We start from the raw sequence: 19,840 nt of genomic DNA, 5'->3' as shown, positions 1-19,840 counted from the left end.
CTAAACGGATATTATGAAATTTTCACAATTTTCACGAGCATTTCTCCACCCGGTGTTTGAACTGTGACTTCTTCATCTACTTTTTTGCCCAGCAGGCTTTTTGCGATCGGTGAATCGTTTGAGATTTTCCCTTCAAACGGATCAGCTTCAGCGCTTCCAACGATTGTATATGATTCTTCATCACCGTCAGGCAGTTCGACGAAAGTGACGGTTTTACCCAAACCGACAACGTTAGAGCCGCCGTCATCTTCAATGATTTTCGCGTTGCGGATCATATTTTCAAGAGTCGTCACACGACCCTCTACGAATGCCTGCTCTTCTTTCGCTGAATCGTATTCAGAGTTCTCGGAAAGGTCTCCGAAACTTCTCGCAATTTTGATGCGTTCTACTACTTCTTTTCGTTTAACCGTTTTCAAATATTCTAATTCTTGTTCAAGTTTTTGTTTTCCTTCTTCAGTCATAGGAAAAACTTTCTCTTGTGCCATGTCCCTTCACTCCTTCTGGTTGTCCCTCAACATCTTCGATTATGTATGAGAGCATAAACTAAAAAATACAAGAATGAGAACACAGGGCAGTCCTCGTTCTTCTCTCCCATATAGGTACTGTTTATCTTAAACTGAATCTTGTCGTTCTGCAAATATTTCGCGTTTATAAACAGGGAAAGAAGGGAATTTGCACATCCCCTTCCTGCCTATACATAATATGGTCAGAGTTATTTATGTCTATGCTATGGTATTACAAAATCGCGTTTTGTTCAAGAATGGTTTGGATTTTTGTGACCATCAGATCAATTGTTCCTCTAGAGTAGTGAGTACAACCCATTTATAACGAAATCCTACTATGTCAGGCTTTATGTAAGGTTTCCGTATATGTCAATTTGCTCTGGTTTACACTGTTTTATAAAAAAGTATGGGCAAACTGTGGGCAATGTGGGCATTTCTCTTCTAGTATAATTGATGTGTGTACTTGATAAGGGAGTGACTCATTTGATTCTTAACAACGCCCATGGATTTTCACTTACTTTAGCACGCATCTTAGGCAATGTGCAAGCAACAAGTAAAGGATCGCTCAGAAAAAGCATTACCCGGCATTCTGCAGGTAAAGCCACTAACAAATTAATGAGAAAATCATCAAGTAGGTTTTTACCATGACCGACTTTGAACGAAAGTTATATCGGATCATTGTGAACATGCATTTATATAGAAAGAACCCGACTTTACAAGAACTCAAAAGAAAGACTGGGAAAAGCGAACAGGAGATCCGTGAGACTACAAAAAGTCTGATCCGCAAAGGCGCGCTTTCATGGGATAAAAAAAACAAAATATGGATTATATAAAGTCCCGCTGTGAAATGAGTCGGGACTTTTCCGTTTTACAAAACAGGAACAAAGACACAGATCAAATGAATCATTTTCCTATAAGACAAAGACTTTTCAATTATTCGCCTTTTCCTCGTGGTAAAATTTTGGATGTGCAATACCAAAAGAAGGGATATGATCATGAAAGTATTTGAGGCCAAAACACTGCTTTCCGAGGCTGAAAGCCGTACAAAAGAATACAAGGAACTAAGAAGTCAGATGATCAATCTACAGAAAGCCTTTAAAGCTGTAGCTGATTTAGATGACAGTGAGTTTTCCGGCAAAGGCGCTGACAACATTAAAGCATTTTATCAAGACCACGCAGGTGTAGCTGATAATTGGATTGACTTACTTGATATGAAAATTGCTTTCTTGACAAGCATTTCAGGCACTCTAGAGGACGCCAGCTTATCTGATGCATATATAGAAGAATCCTTCTTAGAACACGAGCTGGCTAACGCCTACACAAAATCAAAATCGATTATGTCTGAACAAAAGAAAGCCATGAAAGACATCTTACATGATATCGACGATATCCTTCCGCTTGATCTGTTTTCAACTGAAGACTTTAAAGACGAACTCGCCGATGCTGAGAATAAACGCAAAAAAATCGTCGATAAATTAGGCAGCGTGGACGAAGCGCTTGTTTCTGAATATGCCCAATCAGAGCCTAACGAGCAATTCATCAAGAAGGACTTCCAAAAGCTTGAGGAATCCACAGGCAAAGGCAAGGATGCTTCCCCTATCCACTACAATGCCAAAGCATATAGAGAAAGTGACATACATAAGAAAAAAGGCGATATCGAGAAACAGACAGAAGCTTATTTGACGATTAAGAAGGATGAAGCGAAAGAACGAGAAATCAAAGAGCTGAAAAAGAAGCTAGCTGACGGAGTGACGGATCCGGATGAATACTTAGACATTGCCAAGAAGGTCGGCTATGAGAATCTTACCCCTGAACAGCTTGAATTTGTTTCATTTCTTGAAAAGCGTAAATATTTCCTAGATAATGGAAAAGAATTGTTGCGAATCATAGGAGATGGCGATAAAGGTATAGTTGTTGGTTTATACGATCTTGCCAAGGATACAGGTGAAGGAGCCATTCAACTCGGATGGAATATCGGTTGGACAATTGACAACCTTAACAAAGATCCTCAAAAAGTGCTGGATACAGTTCTGGAATACGACTATCAAGCTGCCTTTCAAAGCATGGTTGACACATTGAAGGATGATTGGGATAAAAAAATGATTCACGGAGATGCATACACGCGGCTGCACTATGTTACTTACTTGGGTGGAAGCCTTCTGTTATTGAAAGGTGGAAAGTCCTCTGTCTCAACAGGCTCGAAAGATCTTGCTAAAGTTGGGAAAGCAACTAGTGAAAAGATTAAGAATGGCAAACCATCTGTCAAACCTTATGTTAATCGATATACTCCTGCATTAGAAGGGATTCTACAAGACGTCGGGAATACTATTAACGTTAAAAATACTCCGTTATTAAAAAGTATTGCGGAAAATGAAAAAAGCAGTGTACTCTTCAAGTCAGAAAAACCAAACGGTGGGAATCATAGAGATACTGGCAGTCTTAAGAGTAATATTCCTGATAGTAGCATTAAGCACTCAGACATAGGTGATTTTACTAAAAACCCGAAAACAGGTGATATTTCAAAAATGAAAGGTGGAGGACATGGACAAAGTAACATTGAATTTCTTGAAAAAAATAATATAGACTATAACATAAATAAAGTATATGAAAATGGTGTTAGAGTAGGTAATGTTCCCGGACACAAGGTGAAAGCAAAAAGATCAGGCTCCAATCAATCTTGGTTTCCCGAAAGTTGGACAGAGTCTGATATTGCAGCAGCCGGTGCAAAGATTGCTGAATTACCCGAATTCGCTAATGCAGAAAATGGTGTGACTATATTCGGAGAGTATAAAGGTGTTAGGGTTGGAGTTATTAAAACAAATGGAGAAATAGGAACCATTTTCCCCGATGCAACTAAACAACCATAGACAAAGTATGGAGGATCAATATGAATTTAGAGAAAAAAATGGAAGCTATATTAATTAAAAGAAAAAAACTTAATCTTAATGATGACTATGGAATTCAAAAAAGTTGGGATGAAATAATTGAAGTGCTCTCAGAAAATGAAGAAAATACAATTAACTATCTAGAAAATTGTAATAAAGAAGATTTATATTGGATCAGTGAGGTATTTGAAGATTTAGCTGAAAGTTTGCAAAGTAAAGAACTTATTAATTGCTTAAGAAAATTAGATGAAAAGTACCCTGACTTAGAAATGACAAACGATATTGATATAGCAGAGAGTTATATAGAATAAGATACGCACCATTTCTCAGATTTGAAGTTAACATTTCTTGGTGGTGATAAGTAATGATAGAAATCGAAGTTTCTGATTCTGTATTTGGATTCCTTGGCGGTTATTTTCATCAGGATATTGATTCTCCAGATACAGCACTGGACGAATACTTAGAAGAGATTCCAAAAGAAGAGCAAGAAACTGATATAGCAGCATTAAAAGATTTTATTAACAGTGATTATTCGGATGAAGAAAAGAATGATTTTATCGATGAAGCTGCTGACGGAGTGGACATTCGTAGTTACGGAGTATCTCCATTAGTATGGCTCGAACAAGTTATTCAAAAAATAGAAAAGAATATTGAAACTTTATAATCCATAAAAGGTCCCTTGAAAATTCAAGGGACCTTTTATTACTTCAAAAGCCCTTTAATTTTTGCTTTCGTTTTCGGTCCATAAATGCCATCAGCAGTCAGACCGTTCACTGACTGGAACCGTGTGACTGCATTTGCTGTTTTCGGACCATATACGCCGTCGATACCGTTATTCTTTGCTCCTTTATCTGGATAGAAATAAAGAGCCGCCAGAGCGTTTTGAACCTGTCTGACTTTCGTTCCTTTCGTCATCGGACTTGTCACTTTAATAACTCCGGAAGGCAGTGCATATGACGTTTTTTTACTGCTTGGTTTAGTGCTTGAAGCGCTTGAGCCTGTGAGCTTTAATACTTGGCCGACCTTTATCAAGTTCGGATTCTTGATACCGTTCAACCTTTGCAGGGTTGCCATACTTACGCCTGTTTTCTGTGCAATGACAGAAAGAGCATCACCTTTCTTCACGGTGTACGTCGCCCCGTTAGCCTTTGTTTTCGTTTTCGTAGGAGAAGGTGCTTTTTTACCACCAAGGCGTTCTAATTCTGCAGCAATGGCCGCCTTCACTTGTGCCCATCTTCCCTCAGATAAAATACGGTGCGGGCAATACTTGCCGTTCCAGTCTTGATGCTTTCGTACACGATCAATCCCCCAGCCGCGTTCTTTAAGCAGCTGCGCCACAAACTTAACGGCCAGCGCTTCAGCTTTTTTATACCGTGCACCTCCTGACTTGCTGTAGCAGATTTCAACGCCGATAGACTTACGGTTCCCGGTGCCGTTTGTGCCGTCTCCTGTGTGCCATGCATTGCGATTTGTAGGGATGCCCTGCCGCACCTCTTTGTCATCGACTGCAAAGTGAAAGCTTGTCGAGCTTGTATTCCCGATCATATAACTGATCTCATTGGCAGCTGACGCGTCATTAGCTGTATTGTGGATGGTGATGTACTTCGCAGTCATTGCGTTCGGACATTTCAAACCGTATTTAGATTTTGATACAAGATTCTTTTTCACTGTGATTGTCATAAATGTTCTCTCCTTTATTTTTGATATTGAAAAAGCCGCCGGGTTACCCAGCAGCCTGTTCATCCTTTTCATTTGTTTGTTCGTTGTCATTTTCAATTACGTGAAGTCTGTCAGTGATGGCTGCCGGAATCTTAACGCCGATCTGTGCCAGATTCTCCGTAATGGAAAGCCCTTCATTGGCGATATAAAAAAGAACGGTTCCAAATGTCAGGACCCCGTTCAGATTGAGAATTGTATCTATAATGTTTGCCACAATGACCACTGAAAAACTAAGCATTTTCCGAACATAACCGAACCACGCGCTCCGGCTCCGCAGTTTCTTAAATTTCCAAGCCTTGATGACGCCTGTTATTACGTCAAGAATGCTCAGAACAAGCAGTAAATCAAGATATTTCACACCCCCAAACAGGTACACTCTCGCTAAATCTAATGTTTCAAAATTAATAAACACAGTCGTTTCCTCCATTTCTTGTTATCACCTCCTTAGAGGCAAAATAAAAACACCTCTTTGGGTGCTGGTTAACTTCCTAAATCTACGACAACCGGCTCAGTGGCTGGATAAGTCAGACCGGTGATTTCTTTATATTGTTCTTCTGTTATCCTATTGAGCTCAACAAAACGGGCAACATCAGCGTTTGTGTAATACTGTCTCCCCCATCCATAGATGATCTTGATATTTCTAAACCAATAATCCATTATGCTTTCCCTCCCTCGGCCATCATCAGAAACAAGTCCGAAATCATTTTGTTCTGAGACTCTATCACGTTCTGAGCCTCAGCCAGCTGTACTATCGTCAATGCGTTTTGTGCTTTCAATTCATCTAAAACAGAAGGAGGGTCTGGTCCCTTCAAACTGTCTTTATATTCCTGATCAGCTTTTTCAATCCACTCTTGTTTGTCAACGTCAAACCAAGGGAGCCACATGCCCGAACCGTTTTTTTCAGGCGGTTTATCAGTAGCATTAGGCGGTATATTATACTTGCCTGTTTCAGCGTCAGGAAAAAGCTCAACAGGTTGTCCAACATAAAAGCCATCTTCTCTATACGGATAAATTAAGATCATGCTTCTCCCTCCTTAGTTTAATGGGATCACTTTATCTATATAGTAGCCAGTCACTTTGCTGCTATCATTTGCCATCAGACCGGTCAATTTAAGATCCCCTGACGGAAACACGATTAATTTACTTTGTCCTGTTATTCCACTTACAGCAACTAGATCCATCGCTCCTTTAGACGGTGCATAGGAAGAGGGAATGGATGCAAAAACGATTTCACGGTCTGTCACTACATGTCCAGTAAGATGAAGGGCATCCGCTACTTTTTTAAACTGCAGCTGACGATCTCCTGTTTTTGCTCCATTTTTATATGTGGCGTTAAGCCATGATACATTGTCAGTATCGTCTTCGGTAAGGAGTCGCTTCCACCCCCGCCAGCCAACGGTGTTACCATCCCAATAATTAGTAAAGACATTATTTCTGTAGTCCATCGCATACACCCAGCCATACATGCCTTTACCATCAGATGATTGGCTAGTCATTTGAAAAAAGCCTCTTGTGGAGGCGGTGGAAGGAGAATTTATTGCTTTTCCATTTGCATAAAATGTGCCCATGCTCCTACCTCTACTTATAATTGCCTGAAGCATGTCTTCCCCTTCGTTTACTGCAAAAGATACTCCCCCGACATCATTTGTAATTTTTGATAACTGGGCTCCATTCCACTTCGTTCTTTCTGTAGAGGTGATATGAATTCCAGAATCCTTTGCATGGTCATTCACCTTGGCTTGTGCCCCTGCTGTAGACTCAACGGGATACCATTTGATCGCTGTATGATTCGAATTATAATAGAACCACCAAGCATTTCCTCTTATGTCCACAGCATATCCAATGCCTATCCCCGGCTGCCCGACCAATTGCATGCCACGCAGGCTTGTGTCTGACGGGTTATCCGTCACTGCATTAGTTCCATAGAAAGAAACTGATCCAACGTCTTTTAGCGACTCATAAAACGAGCCAGACGTTAAATTGATTTTCTGTGTTCCGTTATCAGCCGTTATTTTAAACAGTTGACTGGCATTCCATTTGTCCTTCTCGTTTTTTGAAACATGGCGTTCATTGTTAAAGTTATGTTGTCTGAACTCATAAAAATCGGCCTGTTTGACATTATCAACATTCCCCAATCCCACTTGATCGGCCGTCACTTTATGCGGGTTTGATGTATCATCTTTATGGTTATCGACTTCTGTCTTTGACGCTTGTTTTACGTTTTCAACGTTTCCCAAGCCTACCTGATTTTTTGTAACACCGTGGGGATTAGATTTATCATTTATATGCGTGTCTAAATTCAACTGAACAGCATCAGCCTTTTTCTGCGCCCCATCTTTTGTTTCGATGTTCTCTAAGTCCTCAAATTTTTTCCGCAGCTCTTCAACGGTCTGAATGGTCTCGTTGTAAAGCTCGTTGATTTTATGTTTCAAGGACTCAAAATCATCTATATAGTATTCCGCACTTGGCAGGATAGCAGTGTCAATCAAGGCTTTCTTAATCTCAAAAGAAAACTCATGAATCGACATCGCCTGCTGATTGGTGTACGAAACATCCAGCTCAGCCTGAACGGTCCCAACGTGTCTGATTTCTTCATCAGAGAGAACATACGACAGCCGGCCGTTCAATTTATCAATGATCTCAATGTTTCGGACAAACCGGCTGCCGTCTGACATGAAAAGGACGAGCTTCACCACTGCCGCGGATAACGGCAGGGGAACCCCGTCTTTCATAAGCTGGAATGATAGCTTTGCTGTGCCTTTGTCTTGGGTTGTATATTGGATATTCGTTTGTACCGGGCTTTTGCGCCGGCCATTGATCGTAAATGTAAGTGATTCGTCTTTGTACGGCATGGTACCCCTCCTTTACTCTTCTACAGAAGGAGATCCTTTTTCAGCCTGTCGCAGCCTTTTGATCTCGTTCATTTCCTCATCTGTTATTTTGCCTTGCTCTACGGCCATAGAAAGAAGTTCCTCCTTACCGTCCCAATGCCCTGATAAATAACACGTCTTAATGGCATTATAAAAAGGGCTGCTCATCCCGCATCACCCCTTACCATTGTTTCCAGTATATCGGCAACAGCTTTCAGCGCCTTTGCCCCGTCGCTTTCTTCAACTGAATCAGCGGTCTCAAGAGATTCAATGTATTCAGCCGATGCGCTTTCTACCCATTCTGTTCCCGTCCACTTGGCCTGCACCAAGTCACCCGGACTGATCTCAGTTGCATTTTCCGGCACAATCCGTTGCATATTTCCTTCATCATCTTCAATATATTGAATTTCAACAGGACAATCATAAATATAATTTTCATCATATTGGTAAGCCCATATTTGTTCATCTTCCATATTGACACCCCTTTTTAGTCCAGTTTGATGATTTCATCAATATAGGTGTATGTTGCATTCGACTCGTTTTTGGCTAACAGCCCGTGTGCAGAGATATTTCCATTGGATCGAAAAACGATCTTTCGCTCTCCTGTTGTTCCGGCTACAGGACAACTTTTAAATGCATTCTTTTGAGGCCGGGCACTGGCAGGCAACGTGGCGAAATCGATGCCATCTTTTTTCGGAATCGTAACTCGGCCCCTTACAAAAAGAAAACCTCCCTGCACTGCAAATTGGAGGCGAAAGTTGCTGTCTGGGTTCTTTGCGCCATTCTTTAAAGGCAGGTTTGCCCAAGGTAAATTTCCACTTGATGAAATCTCTGACCATTCGCCAGCATTACCGTCATTTGTCACAACCCTTGTCAAAATTTTAATTGGACGCCCTGTTGAGTTACGGGTCAATGTTTGAATGACTGAGCCAGCACGATCAGCCGGGGCAATATTTAACCACCAGCCGGCATTACCGCTGTCCGGATGATCCGAAAGCGTTTTTGTTTCTGTCGTCAGCATATAGTAAAAACCGGGTTGCCTGAATTCTTTTAGAGACTTTAAGCCGTCCGGAAGCCGTTTTGAATAGCCATTGTTTTGAGTGAGTTTATACCCTTGATAACCTTGAGCCAAATCAATGCCGAATTTGGCTGCATTCTCTTTCGAATGGTAGGCATATACCTTGGCAAGCCTTTTTCCGACGGCGCCCGTCACTACGCCTGCAAATAGTGATTTTTTCCCTGTCTTCGGGTCCTTGTATAAAAAGATGGACTCAGGCTCACGGAAACCATCTTCATATTTGCCATCTGGCCCATAACCAAAATCACAAGAGATGCGTTTTTTTAAGCTTCCATCCTTGAAACTAAATAACGCCAGCTCACATGGATAGGTTTTGTTGTTTGTATCGCCGGTGTACCAGTACAAGTCGTACCCGTCTATTGTGAAGCCTTGGAGATAAAACAAGTCATTCGGAATGATCACCTGTCCCAGCACTTTATTTACTCCGTTTTTCACGTCACTTAATTTCCGAAGCTCTACCAAACTAGTATCATCTTTTAATCTCATTCGGAACGCTATAAAGCCATTTTCTCTATCAATAACAGGGATCGTGTAGTAATCGTTGAATTTGTTATAGCGCTTGATCCCACCGCTGCCGCCATTCAGTGTCGCGCCTGCTGTATAAGGAAAACGCACAAGATCGTTCCCGACAGTGTTTCCGTTCGAATCGACAACATTATAGTTGGACCAGATATACATTTTCCCGTTTTCCCGTTCCAGTCCAATTGTGGTACCGTGACCGCCGTGAACGAGCGTCATACTGTCCAGCATCACCCCGTTTTGATTCATGCGGGTAATGGTGAAACTTTCACTTTTATCTTTGTTGCCGCTGGCAACCTGTGTGGCGTAGATATCACCTGTTGGTTCATCAATGACAAAACATTGCAGCACTGTTTTATCTGCTAAATTCAAGTTTGTATGGTAAACCGGCGGAACGGTTGTAAAGTCGAAACCCATTTCTCTTTGAACAATGGAATCTAAGTTTTCAACTTCTGTCTCTTTTGCAATTAGATGATCCCGTAATGTTGGATAAACCTTTCCTCGCTTATCTACGCGAGCATCCAGCATTTCTTTTATATTGGTTCCGTCTGCTTGTAAAACAAGGTTTCGGATACGCGCTTTTGCTATTTCAATTTCTTCATAGACAGTTAGTCCGCCGCCATGAGCGACCTGTGAAGATGTATGAGCATTGTCTGCCCTTTTATGATTCGTAATATCTCGCTCAATACCATTCACAGCAGTTTCAATGCTTCCTAAATCATTTGCAAGCTGTTCCTCATATAATGTGTTTCTGTTGGTGCCAAAATACTTCCTTAGCGTTAACAACAGCAGCACTCCTTTCTTGAACAAAATAAAAAACGCTTATCGGAGCGTTCGCATTAACTGGTCAATATAGCGTTTTTGATCTCTTATTTTCTTGGTCTGATTAACTGCAATGTCTTGAATGTCCTTTCTAAAATTCGCAAACGTTAGCTTAGGACTGCTGTAAGGGTTCAATGGATTGTATTGAATGGTCAATAGACGAACATCATCTTCAAACGTAATACCGTCGGCCGTATCAGCCAAAACATGAATGGTGTCACCTTTCCAAAAAGGCTTTTCTATGGATAAAAGCTTAGGTTCATAGATATATTGATAGTCCACGCTTACCGTTGTTTCTGGGTAAGGATTGACATGTTTCTTCAAGGCTGAGACCATGCTGCCCGACTTTTTGATTGTTTCATCTTTTATCGGATCGGCCCATCTAGGTTTACCTTCCCGCAAGAATTTTTTCTCTTCGGGATGAACATAAAGAATAGGCTCAAAAACATACTTGGGTTTTTTATCTGTTGCATTGTTATCCTTTGCCATGGCACCGTATCCCCATGCTCGAGTGGTGCAGTTTTGCGAGTTTGTTTTGATGTTAATTCCCGGCATGTTATAACGGGAATCAAGCGTGAAGTCTACTTCCTTCCCCATTTTCTTGTAAACATGAACCTTATAATTATCAACATCAATTTCTAAGTCATAATCTTCTATGATCTGATCCATCAATTCTGTGCTGTTTTTCTCTCCGAAATTCTCTTCTTCTGCCGATGGGAAATTACTTTCAGGAGCTTCTAATACATAAGTGAAGTCCGTCCCTTTTAAAGCAATATCAAGCGCCTCTTTTAGCTTTAGCTTTTTAGAGACATTTTCCTCAACACGGTTTTCGACTAGAAGGACAGAATAGATATGATTCGCGGTAATCGTTTTTATGATTACATTTTTTGATTGTTTCAGGTCAACATCCGTAATGTAGTATTTCTGATGATTGAACTTTCTCTCGTCGATATAAAGGATATTGTCGTTTATTAAAAGATCAAATTCAGCTGCATTCTGCTGTGTTTTTATAATCGTGAAAGTAAAGCTTTTCTTTCCCGTTGTGTCATCTGTCAAATCAACAATAACTCCTGTTATTTCAACAACATCCGTTCCGTCCGTCGTAGAAACAAACAATTGAGGAAAATCAACGTCTGAAGGCAAGTTTTTATTTAAAGAAACGTCTTTCCCCGCATACTCCTTACTTGGAAATACAGGCTCCTCAACCGGTGTATCTGGATTATCAGGTACATCTGGTTCGTCAGGCAGCGTCGTAATGTTGTCATATTGCGTCAAATTATATTTATCTATGATACTGATTAACTTGCTCGGGTATTTTACATCTGTAGCATAGCCGCCGTCTTTTACTGCTTGGCATGCTTTTTTATAGTTGTTCTCACCCACAACCGCCTTATACCGATCAAGACGGTTATACAAGCTTCCTAAATCAGCCAAGCTTTCTGCATAGGTGGGATACTTTCTAAACTTCGCTTGAATCCGAGTAACGTTTCCGTATTTGTCTTGCTCGCTTGTCCACATCAAGACATACTGACCGTTATATGTCCCTTTTATGCCGAAAAGGTTATGAGCTTTTTGAGCAAGTCCACTTGTGCCGTACCCACTTTCAAGACACCCCTGAGCGATGACAAGGCTGGCGAGAACATTGTATTTTTTGTATACATTTTGGGCACCGGGCACAAGGCTTTTAATAAAGTCTGCTGCAGCCATATCATCCCTCCTTACTTGTAATAAAAATGGGTATCAAATTTGATTTCAAAATCATTCGAGTTTTGTATTTCAAACTCGTTCCATCCAATATCTAAAGACGGAAGCCGGCCAGAGGTTTTAATTCGTTTATCATTAATCACTGTATATTGTTTGATGAACGATACCTTCTGAGATCGTTGAAGCTCTTGCTCAATTTTTATCTTTTCACCGTTTGTGCGATTCACTATTGTGACATTCTTACCTTTTGCCCAAAGGGTAACATTGTAGTTATGCCGCAATGTATTTACAATGCCATCTCCCGGATTGTAAACGCTGAATCGCTTCTTGTTTTTGAAGTGATATTCCAGATCATCTCTCATTAAAATCCCCATGCCCGAACTCCAATGTTCTCCGTTGAAATTCTGAAGAGTTGAAGAGGTATACTTAGATTCAGCCATCCCGAGAATGTCTGTAAAATCTACTGTGAATGTTGCATAGTTTTTCTGTTTATCTTTCTGGATAGAGAAGTTTCCGTCACAGGTAACCAGAAAACGACGGTTAGGAAGCAAGTCCGTTGAAATGTAATAAGGAAACGGCTGCACTAACAAGGCATAAAGCTCATGCCTGTTCTGGTAAAACGTCTCAGCGATAATTGAATCAAGAAGAAATTCAACTTTGACACTACGCTCTTTATACACAACATCCCGAGGATGCTGCGGCAAGACTAAGCCGTTTATCCTCGGGATCGTTGTTGTTTCTCGCTCAATATTGGGAGAGTCGGGTGTAAAACTCCTCACACTAAAACGAGGGAGCAAGCTTTTTAGCTCTCGCTCCCCCTTTCCATCGTTAAAATCTATATATAGATCAATCATTAACCTCTCACCCCACCTTTATAGGCACTCTGGTTGTAACGATCCGCGCTTTTTTGATCAAGAATTTTCCCATCTCCTTTTTCAAACAGGATATTTGCAACATGCTGACCATCTATCTGAACAGGTGCAGGATAAATGACAAATGGAGCTTGTGCCATTCCTGCGCTTCCTCCTCCATCACCTGTAAGTCCCTTGGATAAAAGCGTGATCAAAGCATCAAGCTTTTGGTTTAACGATGGGGTATCCACTTCATTTCTGACCACAAGTTCCGATTTCATGGAAATCAGCTGATCGGCCGCGCCCTTTATGTCAAAAGCCATCTGGCTAAGTTCCTGTTTAAATGAACTCATGGTACTTTGAGCCATGGAAACAGCGCTTTTCTTCACTTTTTTTGCCTTATCTTGAATCCCAATTGCAAAACCATCAGAGAAGTTATGACCCTCAGATTGAGTTAGTTTTGACGGAGAATGAGAGTCAATGGATTTCTTTAGTGCACTTAATGCAGACTTACCGAGATTCCATGCAGCGCTGAAAAGAGAGCCATTTTTTGAACCCATGCCGTTTATAAATCCCGTTACAAAGTCTTGACCTACACTGTTTGTTTTCGCGCTTTTCAAACCTGTTTTCGCGCTATTTGAGACGTTTTTACCAGCAGAATTCGCACTTCCTTTTTGGCTGTTCACTCCACTTGCTAACTCTCTCCCTGCCTTTTTCCCTCCGCCACCATCTGTGGTTTTGGCTAAAGAGCCTGTGACCGTTGAACTAAGCGAGCCGGCCGCGGAAGTATTGGCACCTTTAGTGGAATTTAAACCAGCTTTATGTTTATTCCCCTTGTTCTGCCCTGCTGAATTGGCCTGCCCGCCGCCTTTGTTGAGTTCACTTAGCACAGCTTGACGCAAGACCGAGCCACTTTGAACATTAGAGTTTTTTGTGGAATTTAAACCTGATTTGAATGCGTTCCCTTTAGACTTACCGGCTTGGTTAGGTGTAGCAGTATCAGACTTCAATGAATTATTTAAAGCCTGTTGTAAAACTGTTCCTTCACCCACAACAGCTGGCTTTGCTTGTTTTAAGCCGCTGGCAAAGTCACGAACCACTTTTTCACCGGCAGCTTGCGTGTTACCCGGCTTATTCATTTCATCTTCAACAGCCGAGACGACTTTGCTTGCTTCTGCCCGTGCTTCACCTTCTGTCATCCCCACGCCTTGATAAAACTCTTGAAGTGCCTGCTGTGTCGTGGCAATGGCTTCTTCTTTGCTTTTACCTAGACTTTGGAGAAACTCAATCTGTTTATTGGCCCAACGTTCTTGATAGGCGGATTCAGATTCCTCAGTTTTGACCATAATCCCCATTGAGTTAGAAATATATTCATCTTGTCGCTTTAATGCTTTTCCAGTCTCTAAATCTAATAGTTGTCCGTCTCTCGACATTTTTGAGAAGAGAGCACTTGAATTCTTTTCATAAGCAGCTGTGTTTTTTGCTAAAGCCTTGTCATAATCAGCTGTGCTCTTACTGAGCAAAGTATTGCGTTTTTCTGCATCAATATAGCCCTGTGCATATAGTTTTTCAATGACATCATTCCGATAATCCAAGTCCTTTTTGGCTGCTTTTTGTCCATCTTCATAAACCTTCTTAATATCATCGTTGTACTGTTTCGCCTGTTTGAATGATAGTTTCCCTTGTTGCTCGGAAACAGCTTTTTGCATGGCGATAGCTTCTTTTTGATTGGCCGCAAACTTACTTGTAGATTGCTCAAAATATGAAAGAATCTCATTGAATTTAGCCTTTTGCGATTCATTCATTTTTGAGGATACAAGACCCGTGTCCTTCTGTAGCTGTTCTAATTCTTTTACTTTTTGGCGGGCTTCCTGCATGTCCTTATCAATAGCGCCGACCATCTTATCTGTGATCTTTTCGCCTTGTTTCTTGGTATTCTCGTCTGTATCTTCAAATAATCCTTTGAGAACAACTAACGCATCTTTCTTTAATCCCTCAAGTTCCTTGATTAGACTGTCCCGCATTTGAGAATAAGTGGTTACAAGTTTAGAAGACATTTTTTCTGCTTCTTCACCGGAAACCCGGCTCAATTCAAACAATTGAAGTTCAGCTTTTTCTCTTAAATCAACATAAGCTGCTGCTGATTTTTGAGTTGCTTTAGAAACTCCTTCGCCGTAAAGCAATGCAGCTTCCCGTGCCTCTTCCTGCTTCTTCTTTTGATTCTTTAATTCTTCATTGTAAGCATAAGTGGCAACAGTGATTCCTCCGAGAAGGGCAGTTCCACCGACAATAGCAAGGCCAACAGGACCGGTAAATGCTAGAAGAGCTCCTATTCCAGCTGTTAACGTCGCAACGGCTGTTGTTACGCCTAGAACTCCAGTGGCAAGAAGAGCAGTTTTGGCAATGGTTTGAACTGTGCTGGAATCCATATTATTAAAAACAGATATAATCTCTGTTCCTTTTTCGGCCAGATCACCAAGCGCCGGCAGAAGATTTTCAGTTAGTTTGATCTTTGCACCTTCAAGCGCAGACTGAAAAGCAACAATGCTGCCTTGTGCATTATCAAGCATAGTATCAGCCATTTTCTTGGCTGCACCATCTGACTTTTCAAGGGCTTTTGTATTATCTCCGAGGGCTTTCGATCCTTTTTCAAGAAGTATTGTCCAATGTTTATACGCCTCGGCTCCTACGATTGTTTTCAGCGTAGCAGTCTGTTGCTCTTTCGTCATGCCCTTCATACCTTTTTCCATCTCAGCAATTACTTCAGGCATGCTCTTCATATTCCCAGCAGCATCAAAGAAATTAAGACCTAGCCTTTCTATTTCTTTAGCTGCCTTTTTGGAAGGCGCTGCAAGGCGAGTCAAAGATGTACCAAATGCTTGTCCTGCTAATGTCCCTTGAAGACCAGCATCACCAAAGGCCATAACTGCGGCAGCTGATTCCTCCATGCCCCATCCAAGTGAATGAGCATTAGGCGCCAAGAATTTCATGGCTTCCCCCATCTGCTCTACATTTGTGTTTGCATTAGAAGCCGCATACGCAATGACATCCGATGCATGACCTGATTCTTTAGCTTTTAGAGCAAATGCAGTCATGATATTTGATGTAATATCTGCCGCAGCACCGAGCTCTAACTGACCAGCAGCCGCAAGACTGAGCATGCCCGGCATCGCATCGTAAATTTCATTTACTTTGAATCCAGCCATCGCTAAAAAGCCCTGTGCATCCGCCGCCTGACTCGCTGTAAAGGCAGTGGTTGCACCGAGCTCTTTCGCTTGCTCTTTCAATTTGGCTACCTCTGACGTTGTTCCGCCGGAGATCGCTTTTACCTTGCTCATTTGCTTTTCAAATTCCATACCGGTTTGTATGGCGTCTCTGAATGTCAAAACTAAACCACCGAAGGCCACGCCCGACGTCATTGCAACCGATGATCCCACAGAGCGCATCGTACCGCCAACAGAATTCATGCGCTGCCCCATCTGTCTGATTCGCGCCGCAGCTCTTTTTGATGCACTCTCCATCTCTTTTATCTTCTGAGTCGTTTCCTTCAAGGCATGTTGCGTTCTATTCATCTGTGCAGTCGCATTGTTCAGTCGGCGTGCAAGAGCTTGTGTCTCTTTTGCATCCTTCCCTTTTTTGATTGCTGCATCTGCATAAGCTCTTTCAAGGGCTTTTACTTTTTGTTTATGCTGCTCAAGCTGTTGGCTAAGAGTCCGGGCTGTTACTTGGGCAGTCTTTAACTGATTCCCCCATACGCCAACTGCTGTACGGTTCTTCTCAAACTCTGATTTGATATTTTTCATCTGGACAGCAATACCACGCATTTCAGTATTAAACTGCGATGAATTGGAATACAGTTTGACTTTAATGTCCTTGCTCAATCGGGCACCTCCTTATCCTAAAATCTGATCTATGTACACTTGATCATTCTCATTAGGTTTTGGATTTTCAGTCGTTTCTTTTCTCCTAGCTAACCGTTTGAGATGATAAACAATGTCCATTTCGTCAATTTGGTTTTGAGAGAACCCGACTTCTTCCAAGGCGTTGTACATATCCATGACAGCCTCGGACAAACTTACTCCCCCGGTTCTTCACCATCTGCATTCTGATCCGGATTTAATAATGCACTGGCTTCAGTTATGTTTCCTAAGACATAAGTTGCAGTAGCATAAATTGTTCTTCCAGCTAGTCGGGAATCGATTCCCTCTTCAAATTGATCAAGCGTGAATTTATTTCCGAATACATTACAGACAAATTCATTTTGTTTTTCAGTAAACAGCCTGTCAGTATCGTTAGATTCAAAGTCTTCCGCAATAGCCGCAGCACTGCGAAACAACTTTCCGGAAATGAAGTCTGGTGTCACAAACTTTTTGTCTTTCCCGTCAATTCTTAGAGTGATTGTTAAAGCCTCCACTTTCATTCCTCCTTTTCATTCAAGAAAAAAGAGCGCTTAAAGCGCTCAGGTTACTTATTTACCAACGTCAACAACTTCATCATTTCCGCCAGAAATAAAACTATCTTTGTTATAGACAACTTGTCTGAACCAAGTATCAGCATTAATGCCGTTTCCTTCTTCGGCTTTGGCTTCCCATCTTCTCTTTCCTTTTTTCACATTTGTCAATGGACTAAATTTAATTTTCACTTGTGTAGATTGAGGCGACGGTTTTCCTTCCTCCGTTTTATGTTCAACTGGAACTAGTTCCGGCTTCCCTTTTAAAGCCCAATAGTAACGGTATCCACCAGTTGAAATTTTCGCACGGAAACCCAGCGCAATCTCTAGTGGCCGGTCATCTGCACTAGAGAAATGAATACCATTTTCAACCGTTTTCCCGAAAATCCTCGCCTGCATATCAAGGGGTAAATCTGCGACTTCCATTTCCCCGTCAATGTCTCCTAAGCTGCTTAACTGTGCATACGCACCGTTATCCGCATAGAAAGTTTCTGTTTCAGACTTCGGATCAAGTTTCATACTAACTGCACCCGGTAATTCCTCTGGTACTGAAAATTCAAGTTCATCTTTTGTATCTTGCAGAACTTCTGCGATATGGAACATATCCAGTCCGGTTAAGATTTTTCCCATCTATTCTTCCTCCTTAAAATAGCCTTTCATATACCTCATAGCTTTGTGATAGACTTTTGTGTCTTCTTCGTACAATGCTTGCGAATCATATCGACCATAACCAATTGATCGCATTAATTTATCTATTTCATAAGCAATGAGCTTTTCAAATCTCCGCGTACTTGCTTGAGTGAATATACTCATCTGAAACCGAACTTCAAAACAGTATGCTTCGTTATCTGCATAACCGGCATCAGCATCTTTAAGCTCATAAAATACGACTCTCGGAAATGCATTCACATCATTTGCGGTGAGATTATGAATTCCACCCGTTACTAATTCACTCAATTTAGAACTGGACGTAAGAGTTTTGACCAATTCACTGACCGGGTCCATCGTCATTTGATCGGCGCTGTAAGTATTCGCTCCATTAAATCCACAGCAGGCCCCTCCCCTTCTTGTCCACCTTTTTCAATGAACGGATACGGCGGCATTTTTGAAGTGCCCCATTCTAAGAATTTCCCTCGGAACGCTACTTTTTTATTCGGACCAACAGCAACAAATTTCTCTCCGTCCTTGGATTTTCTTACATTAGAGACTGTAATATTGTCCTGCATATGAGGCTGTTGTTTATTACTTCGGTTAACATGGCCGCGCTGCCGTTCAGCAATAATTTCACCGCCGGCCTTTAATGCCACAGGTTCAACTTTCTCAACATCCCCGCCAATCTTTTCAAAGTACACAGTTAACTCTTCGAGGCCGTCAATGTCCATGTTAGCCATTCAATCCAACCTCCTGACACATGATCTCAAGCTCTTCCTTGTTATCCTCGGGATCATTAAAATCTAATACATCAAACGTGCGGAACACCGGTTCATCCTTTTTATCTCGGCCGACACACTTCACAATTCTCATATCTTGTTGAACGTCGTCTCGATAACGTATGGTGATTTTTTTTGGTGATTTGACTCCCAATGCTCCCGCGACAACAGATTCATTGTTTCCGAGAGAACTAAATCCTTCTATGGCTCCCCATACAGTGAAAAGATCAATATATTCCTCATTCCAATTCAGCTCTTCATCCTGTATCGACTCCTTCTTTTGAAAGGTCAGTCTGTGCCGGAGTTCGCTGATTTTCTTCTTCATGATCTTGCTCTCCTTCGGATGTGTAACGTAATTGAGTCAATAAATGCTCAACAGTAAAAGGGATGGATGAGCCGGTTGTCCCTGACTCATACATCCCTCTATTTTCATACCAGTGTGCAACCAACATTTGAAGCACTACTTCAAACTGTGCGTGCCCTTCCGTATATCTACCGATTGCATTCACGATGTAGCTTTTGGCCGCAGCTATTTGTCTCAAGAGCTGGCGATCATCTGCATCATGCTCTATTTTTAAATAATGTTTGACGGCGCTTAATAAATCCATGCTATATCACCGCCCTTATTCTTGCGGCGCTTCATCTGTTCCTTTAAGCGTTTGCACCTCAGTTTTCAGCTCGTCAATTTGTTTCTGCAGCTGGTCAAATACTGTTTTTACATCTGAATTTAAATTGTCCATCATGACACTTCCAGAGCCAATGTTATTGCTGCGAACAGACTTGTCCCCCAACATTTCGTGAGTAATAGAGCCTTCTTCAATTACAGCTGGATCGCCCTTTGGACCGGGCGGCCCGGGTTCACCTTGAAGTCCTTTCACATAAACAGGGTTATCCTCACTGTTTTCTTTTAGATAAACAGGTGTGATTGCTTTACCGTCAGCCCCCTTTTCTGATGATGTTTTTACTCCGCCACTCTCATAAAGATAATCTTCTGCCATTTTCGCTCATC

Annotated in this window: 24 protein-coding genes; 4 read left to right on the top strand and 20 right to left on the bottom strand. The window is 41.6% G+C overall.

Annotation, left to right across the window (positions count from 1 at the left end):
- Positions 1-11 precede the first annotated feature (11 nt).
- The gene (greA, locus tag AC0DBE_RS01910) at positions 12-485 is read right to left on the bottom strand and encodes a transcription elongation factor GreA (RefSeq protein WP_003225918.1); all 474 of its coding nucleotides are present in this window, start codon (positions 483-485) and stop codon (positions 12-14) included.
- Between the two features lie 662 nt (positions 486-1,147).
- Between greA and AC0DBE_RS01905 the strand changes: the two genes are divergently transcribed.
- The 4 genes from AC0DBE_RS01905 (at position 1,148) to AC0DBE_RS01890 (ending at position 4,052) form a co-directional block, all read left to right on the top strand.
- Positions 1,148-1,336, top strand: a complete 189-nt coding sequence (locus AC0DBE_RS01905) for a hypothetical protein (protein ID WP_333516595.1) — start codon at positions 1,148-1,150, stop codon at positions 1,334-1,336.
- 162 nt (positions 1,337-1,498) lie between these two features.
- Positions 1,499-3,370, top strand: coding sequence for a T7SS effector LXG polymorphic toxin (locus AC0DBE_RS01900; protein ID WP_472960887.1), 1,872 nt, complete (start codon positions 1,499-1,501; stop codon positions 3,368-3,370).
- Between the two features lie 20 nt (positions 3,371-3,390).
- Complete coding sequence (locus AC0DBE_RS01895) at positions 3,391-3,699, top strand: hypothetical protein (protein WP_100740753.1); 309 nt, start codon at positions 3,391-3,393, stop codon at positions 3,697-3,699.
- A 53-nt stretch (positions 3,700-3,752) separates the two neighbouring features.
- On the top strand, positions 3,753-4,052 hold the full coding sequence (locus AC0DBE_RS01890; RefSeq protein ID WP_100740751.1) for a contact-dependent growth inhibition system immunity protein: 300 nt from the start codon (positions 3,753-3,755) through the stop codon (positions 4,050-4,052).
- A gap of 38 nt (positions 4,053-4,090) precedes the next feature.
- Here AC0DBE_RS01890 and AC0DBE_RS01885 read toward each other — a convergent pair whose 3' ends face one another.
- From AC0DBE_RS01885 to AC0DBE_RS01795, 19 genes are read right to left on the bottom strand one after another with little or no spacing between them, the layout of a single operon-like run.
- Positions 4,091-5,068: an N-acetylmuramoyl-L-alanine amidase gene (locus AC0DBE_RS01885; RefSeq protein WP_472960885.1), complete on the bottom strand. Its 978-nt coding sequence runs from the start codon at positions 5,066-5,068 to the stop codon at positions 4,091-4,093.
- A 43-nt stretch (positions 5,069-5,111) separates the two neighbouring features.
- Positions 5,112-5,534: a phage holin family protein gene (locus AC0DBE_RS01880; protein ID WP_326139141.1), complete on the bottom strand. Its 423-nt coding sequence runs from the start codon at positions 5,532-5,534 to the stop codon at positions 5,112-5,114.
- 53 nt (positions 5,535-5,587) lie between these two features.
- Entirely contained in the window at positions 5,588-5,764 is a 177-nt protein-coding gene (locus AC0DBE_RS01875; protein WP_252684466.1) for an XkdX family protein, read from the bottom strand.
- On the bottom strand, positions 5,764-6,129 hold the full coding sequence (locus AC0DBE_RS01870; protein WP_472960883.1) for a hypothetical protein: 366 nt from the start codon (positions 6,127-6,129) through the stop codon (positions 5,764-5,766). Before AC0DBE_RS01870 ends, AC0DBE_RS01875 begins: the two co-directional genes overlap by 1 nt.
- Before the next feature lie 12 nt (positions 6,130-6,141).
- Positions 6,142-7,959 carry a BppU family phage baseplate upper protein gene (locus AC0DBE_RS01865; RefSeq protein WP_472960882.1) on the bottom strand — a complete coding sequence of 606 codons (1,818 nt, stop codon included), beginning with the start codon at positions 7,957-7,959 and terminating at the stop codon, positions 6,142-6,144.
- Between the two features lie 12 nt (positions 7,960-7,971).
- On the bottom strand, positions 7,972-8,145 hold the full coding sequence (locus tag AC0DBE_RS01860; RefSeq protein WP_472960881.1) for a hypothetical protein: 174 nt from the start codon (positions 8,143-8,145) through the stop codon (positions 7,972-7,974).
- Positions 8,142-8,450: a hypothetical protein gene (locus AC0DBE_RS01855; protein ID WP_268523114.1), complete on the bottom strand. Its 309-nt coding sequence runs from the start codon at positions 8,448-8,450 to the stop codon at positions 8,142-8,144. Before AC0DBE_RS01855 ends, AC0DBE_RS01860 begins: the two co-directional genes overlap by 4 nt.
- A 14-nt stretch (positions 8,451-8,464) precedes the next feature.
- Complete coding sequence (locus AC0DBE_RS01850) at positions 8,465-10,369, bottom strand: phage baseplate protein (protein ID WP_472961333.1); 1,905 nt, start codon at positions 10,367-10,369, stop codon at positions 8,465-8,467.
- 27 nt (positions 10,370-10,396) lie between these two features.
- Positions 10,397-12,103 carry a phage tail protein gene (locus tag AC0DBE_RS01845; protein ID WP_472960880.1) on the bottom strand — a complete coding sequence of 569 codons (1,707 nt, stop codon included), beginning with the start codon at positions 12,101-12,103 and terminating at the stop codon, positions 10,397-10,399.
- A gap of 11 nt (positions 12,104-12,114) precedes the next feature.
- Complete coding sequence (locus AC0DBE_RS01840) at positions 12,115-12,954, bottom strand: phage tail domain-containing protein (RefSeq protein ID WP_472960879.1); 840 nt, start codon at positions 12,952-12,954, stop codon at positions 12,115-12,117.
- Positions 12,954-16,832 (bottom strand): phage tail tape measure protein, encoded by a 3,879-nt coding sequence (locus AC0DBE_RS01835; protein WP_472960878.1) that lies wholly within the window; start codon positions 16,830-16,832, stop codon positions 12,954-12,956. Before AC0DBE_RS01835 ends, AC0DBE_RS01840 begins: the two co-directional genes overlap by 1 nt.
- Before the next feature lie 12 nt (positions 16,833-16,844).
- A complete protein-coding gene (locus tag AC0DBE_RS01830; protein ID WP_268377658.1) occupies positions 16,845-17,024 on the bottom strand; it encodes a hypothetical protein in 180 nt (59 codons plus the stop codon).
- Positions 17,025-17,026: 2 nt separating this feature from the next.
- The gene (gene gpG / locus AC0DBE_RS01825; protein ID WP_268377659.1) at positions 17,027-17,365 is read right to left on the bottom strand and encodes a phage tail assembly chaperone G; all 339 of its coding nucleotides are present in this window, start codon (positions 17,363-17,365) and stop codon (positions 17,027-17,029) included.
- Between the two features lie 54 nt (positions 17,366-17,419).
- Positions 17,420-18,031, bottom strand: coding sequence for a major tail protein (locus tag AC0DBE_RS01820; RefSeq protein WP_268395707.1), 612 nt, complete (start codon positions 18,029-18,031; stop codon positions 17,420-17,422).
- Positions 18,032-18,412 carry a hypothetical protein gene (locus tag AC0DBE_RS01815; protein ID WP_472960876.1) on the bottom strand — a complete coding sequence of 127 codons (381 nt, stop codon included), beginning with the start codon at positions 18,410-18,412 and terminating at the stop codon, positions 18,032-18,034. It lies immediately after the preceding gene.
- Positions 18,409-18,792: an HK97-gp10 family putative phage morphogenesis protein gene (locus tag AC0DBE_RS01810; protein WP_472960874.1), complete on the bottom strand. Its 384-nt coding sequence runs from the start codon at positions 18,790-18,792 to the stop codon at positions 18,409-18,411. Before AC0DBE_RS01810 ends, AC0DBE_RS01815 begins: the two co-directional genes overlap by 4 nt.
- Complete coding sequence (locus AC0DBE_RS01805; RefSeq protein WP_472960873.1) at positions 18,785-19,156, bottom strand: phage head closure protein; 372 nt, start codon at positions 19,154-19,156, stop codon at positions 18,785-18,787. The genes AC0DBE_RS01810 and AC0DBE_RS01805 overlap by 8 nt, the downstream gene beginning before the upstream one ends.
- On the bottom strand, positions 19,089-19,439 hold the full coding sequence (locus AC0DBE_RS01800) for a head-tail connector protein (RefSeq protein ID WP_100739959.1): 351 nt from the start codon (positions 19,437-19,439) through the stop codon (positions 19,089-19,091). The genes AC0DBE_RS01805 and AC0DBE_RS01800 overlap by 68 nt, the downstream gene beginning before the upstream one ends.
- A 15-nt stretch (positions 19,440-19,454) precedes the next feature.
- Entirely contained in the window at positions 19,455-19,829 is a 375-nt protein-coding gene (locus tag AC0DBE_RS01795; RefSeq protein WP_100739960.1) for a collagen-like protein, read from the bottom strand.
- Positions 19,830-19,840: the final 11 nt, after the last annotated feature.

This window comes from Bacillus sp. VA15, from assembly GCF_055721145.1.
Note: the sequence above shows the minus strand (reverse complement) of the source record. Positions and strands in the feature narration are given on the sequence as shown.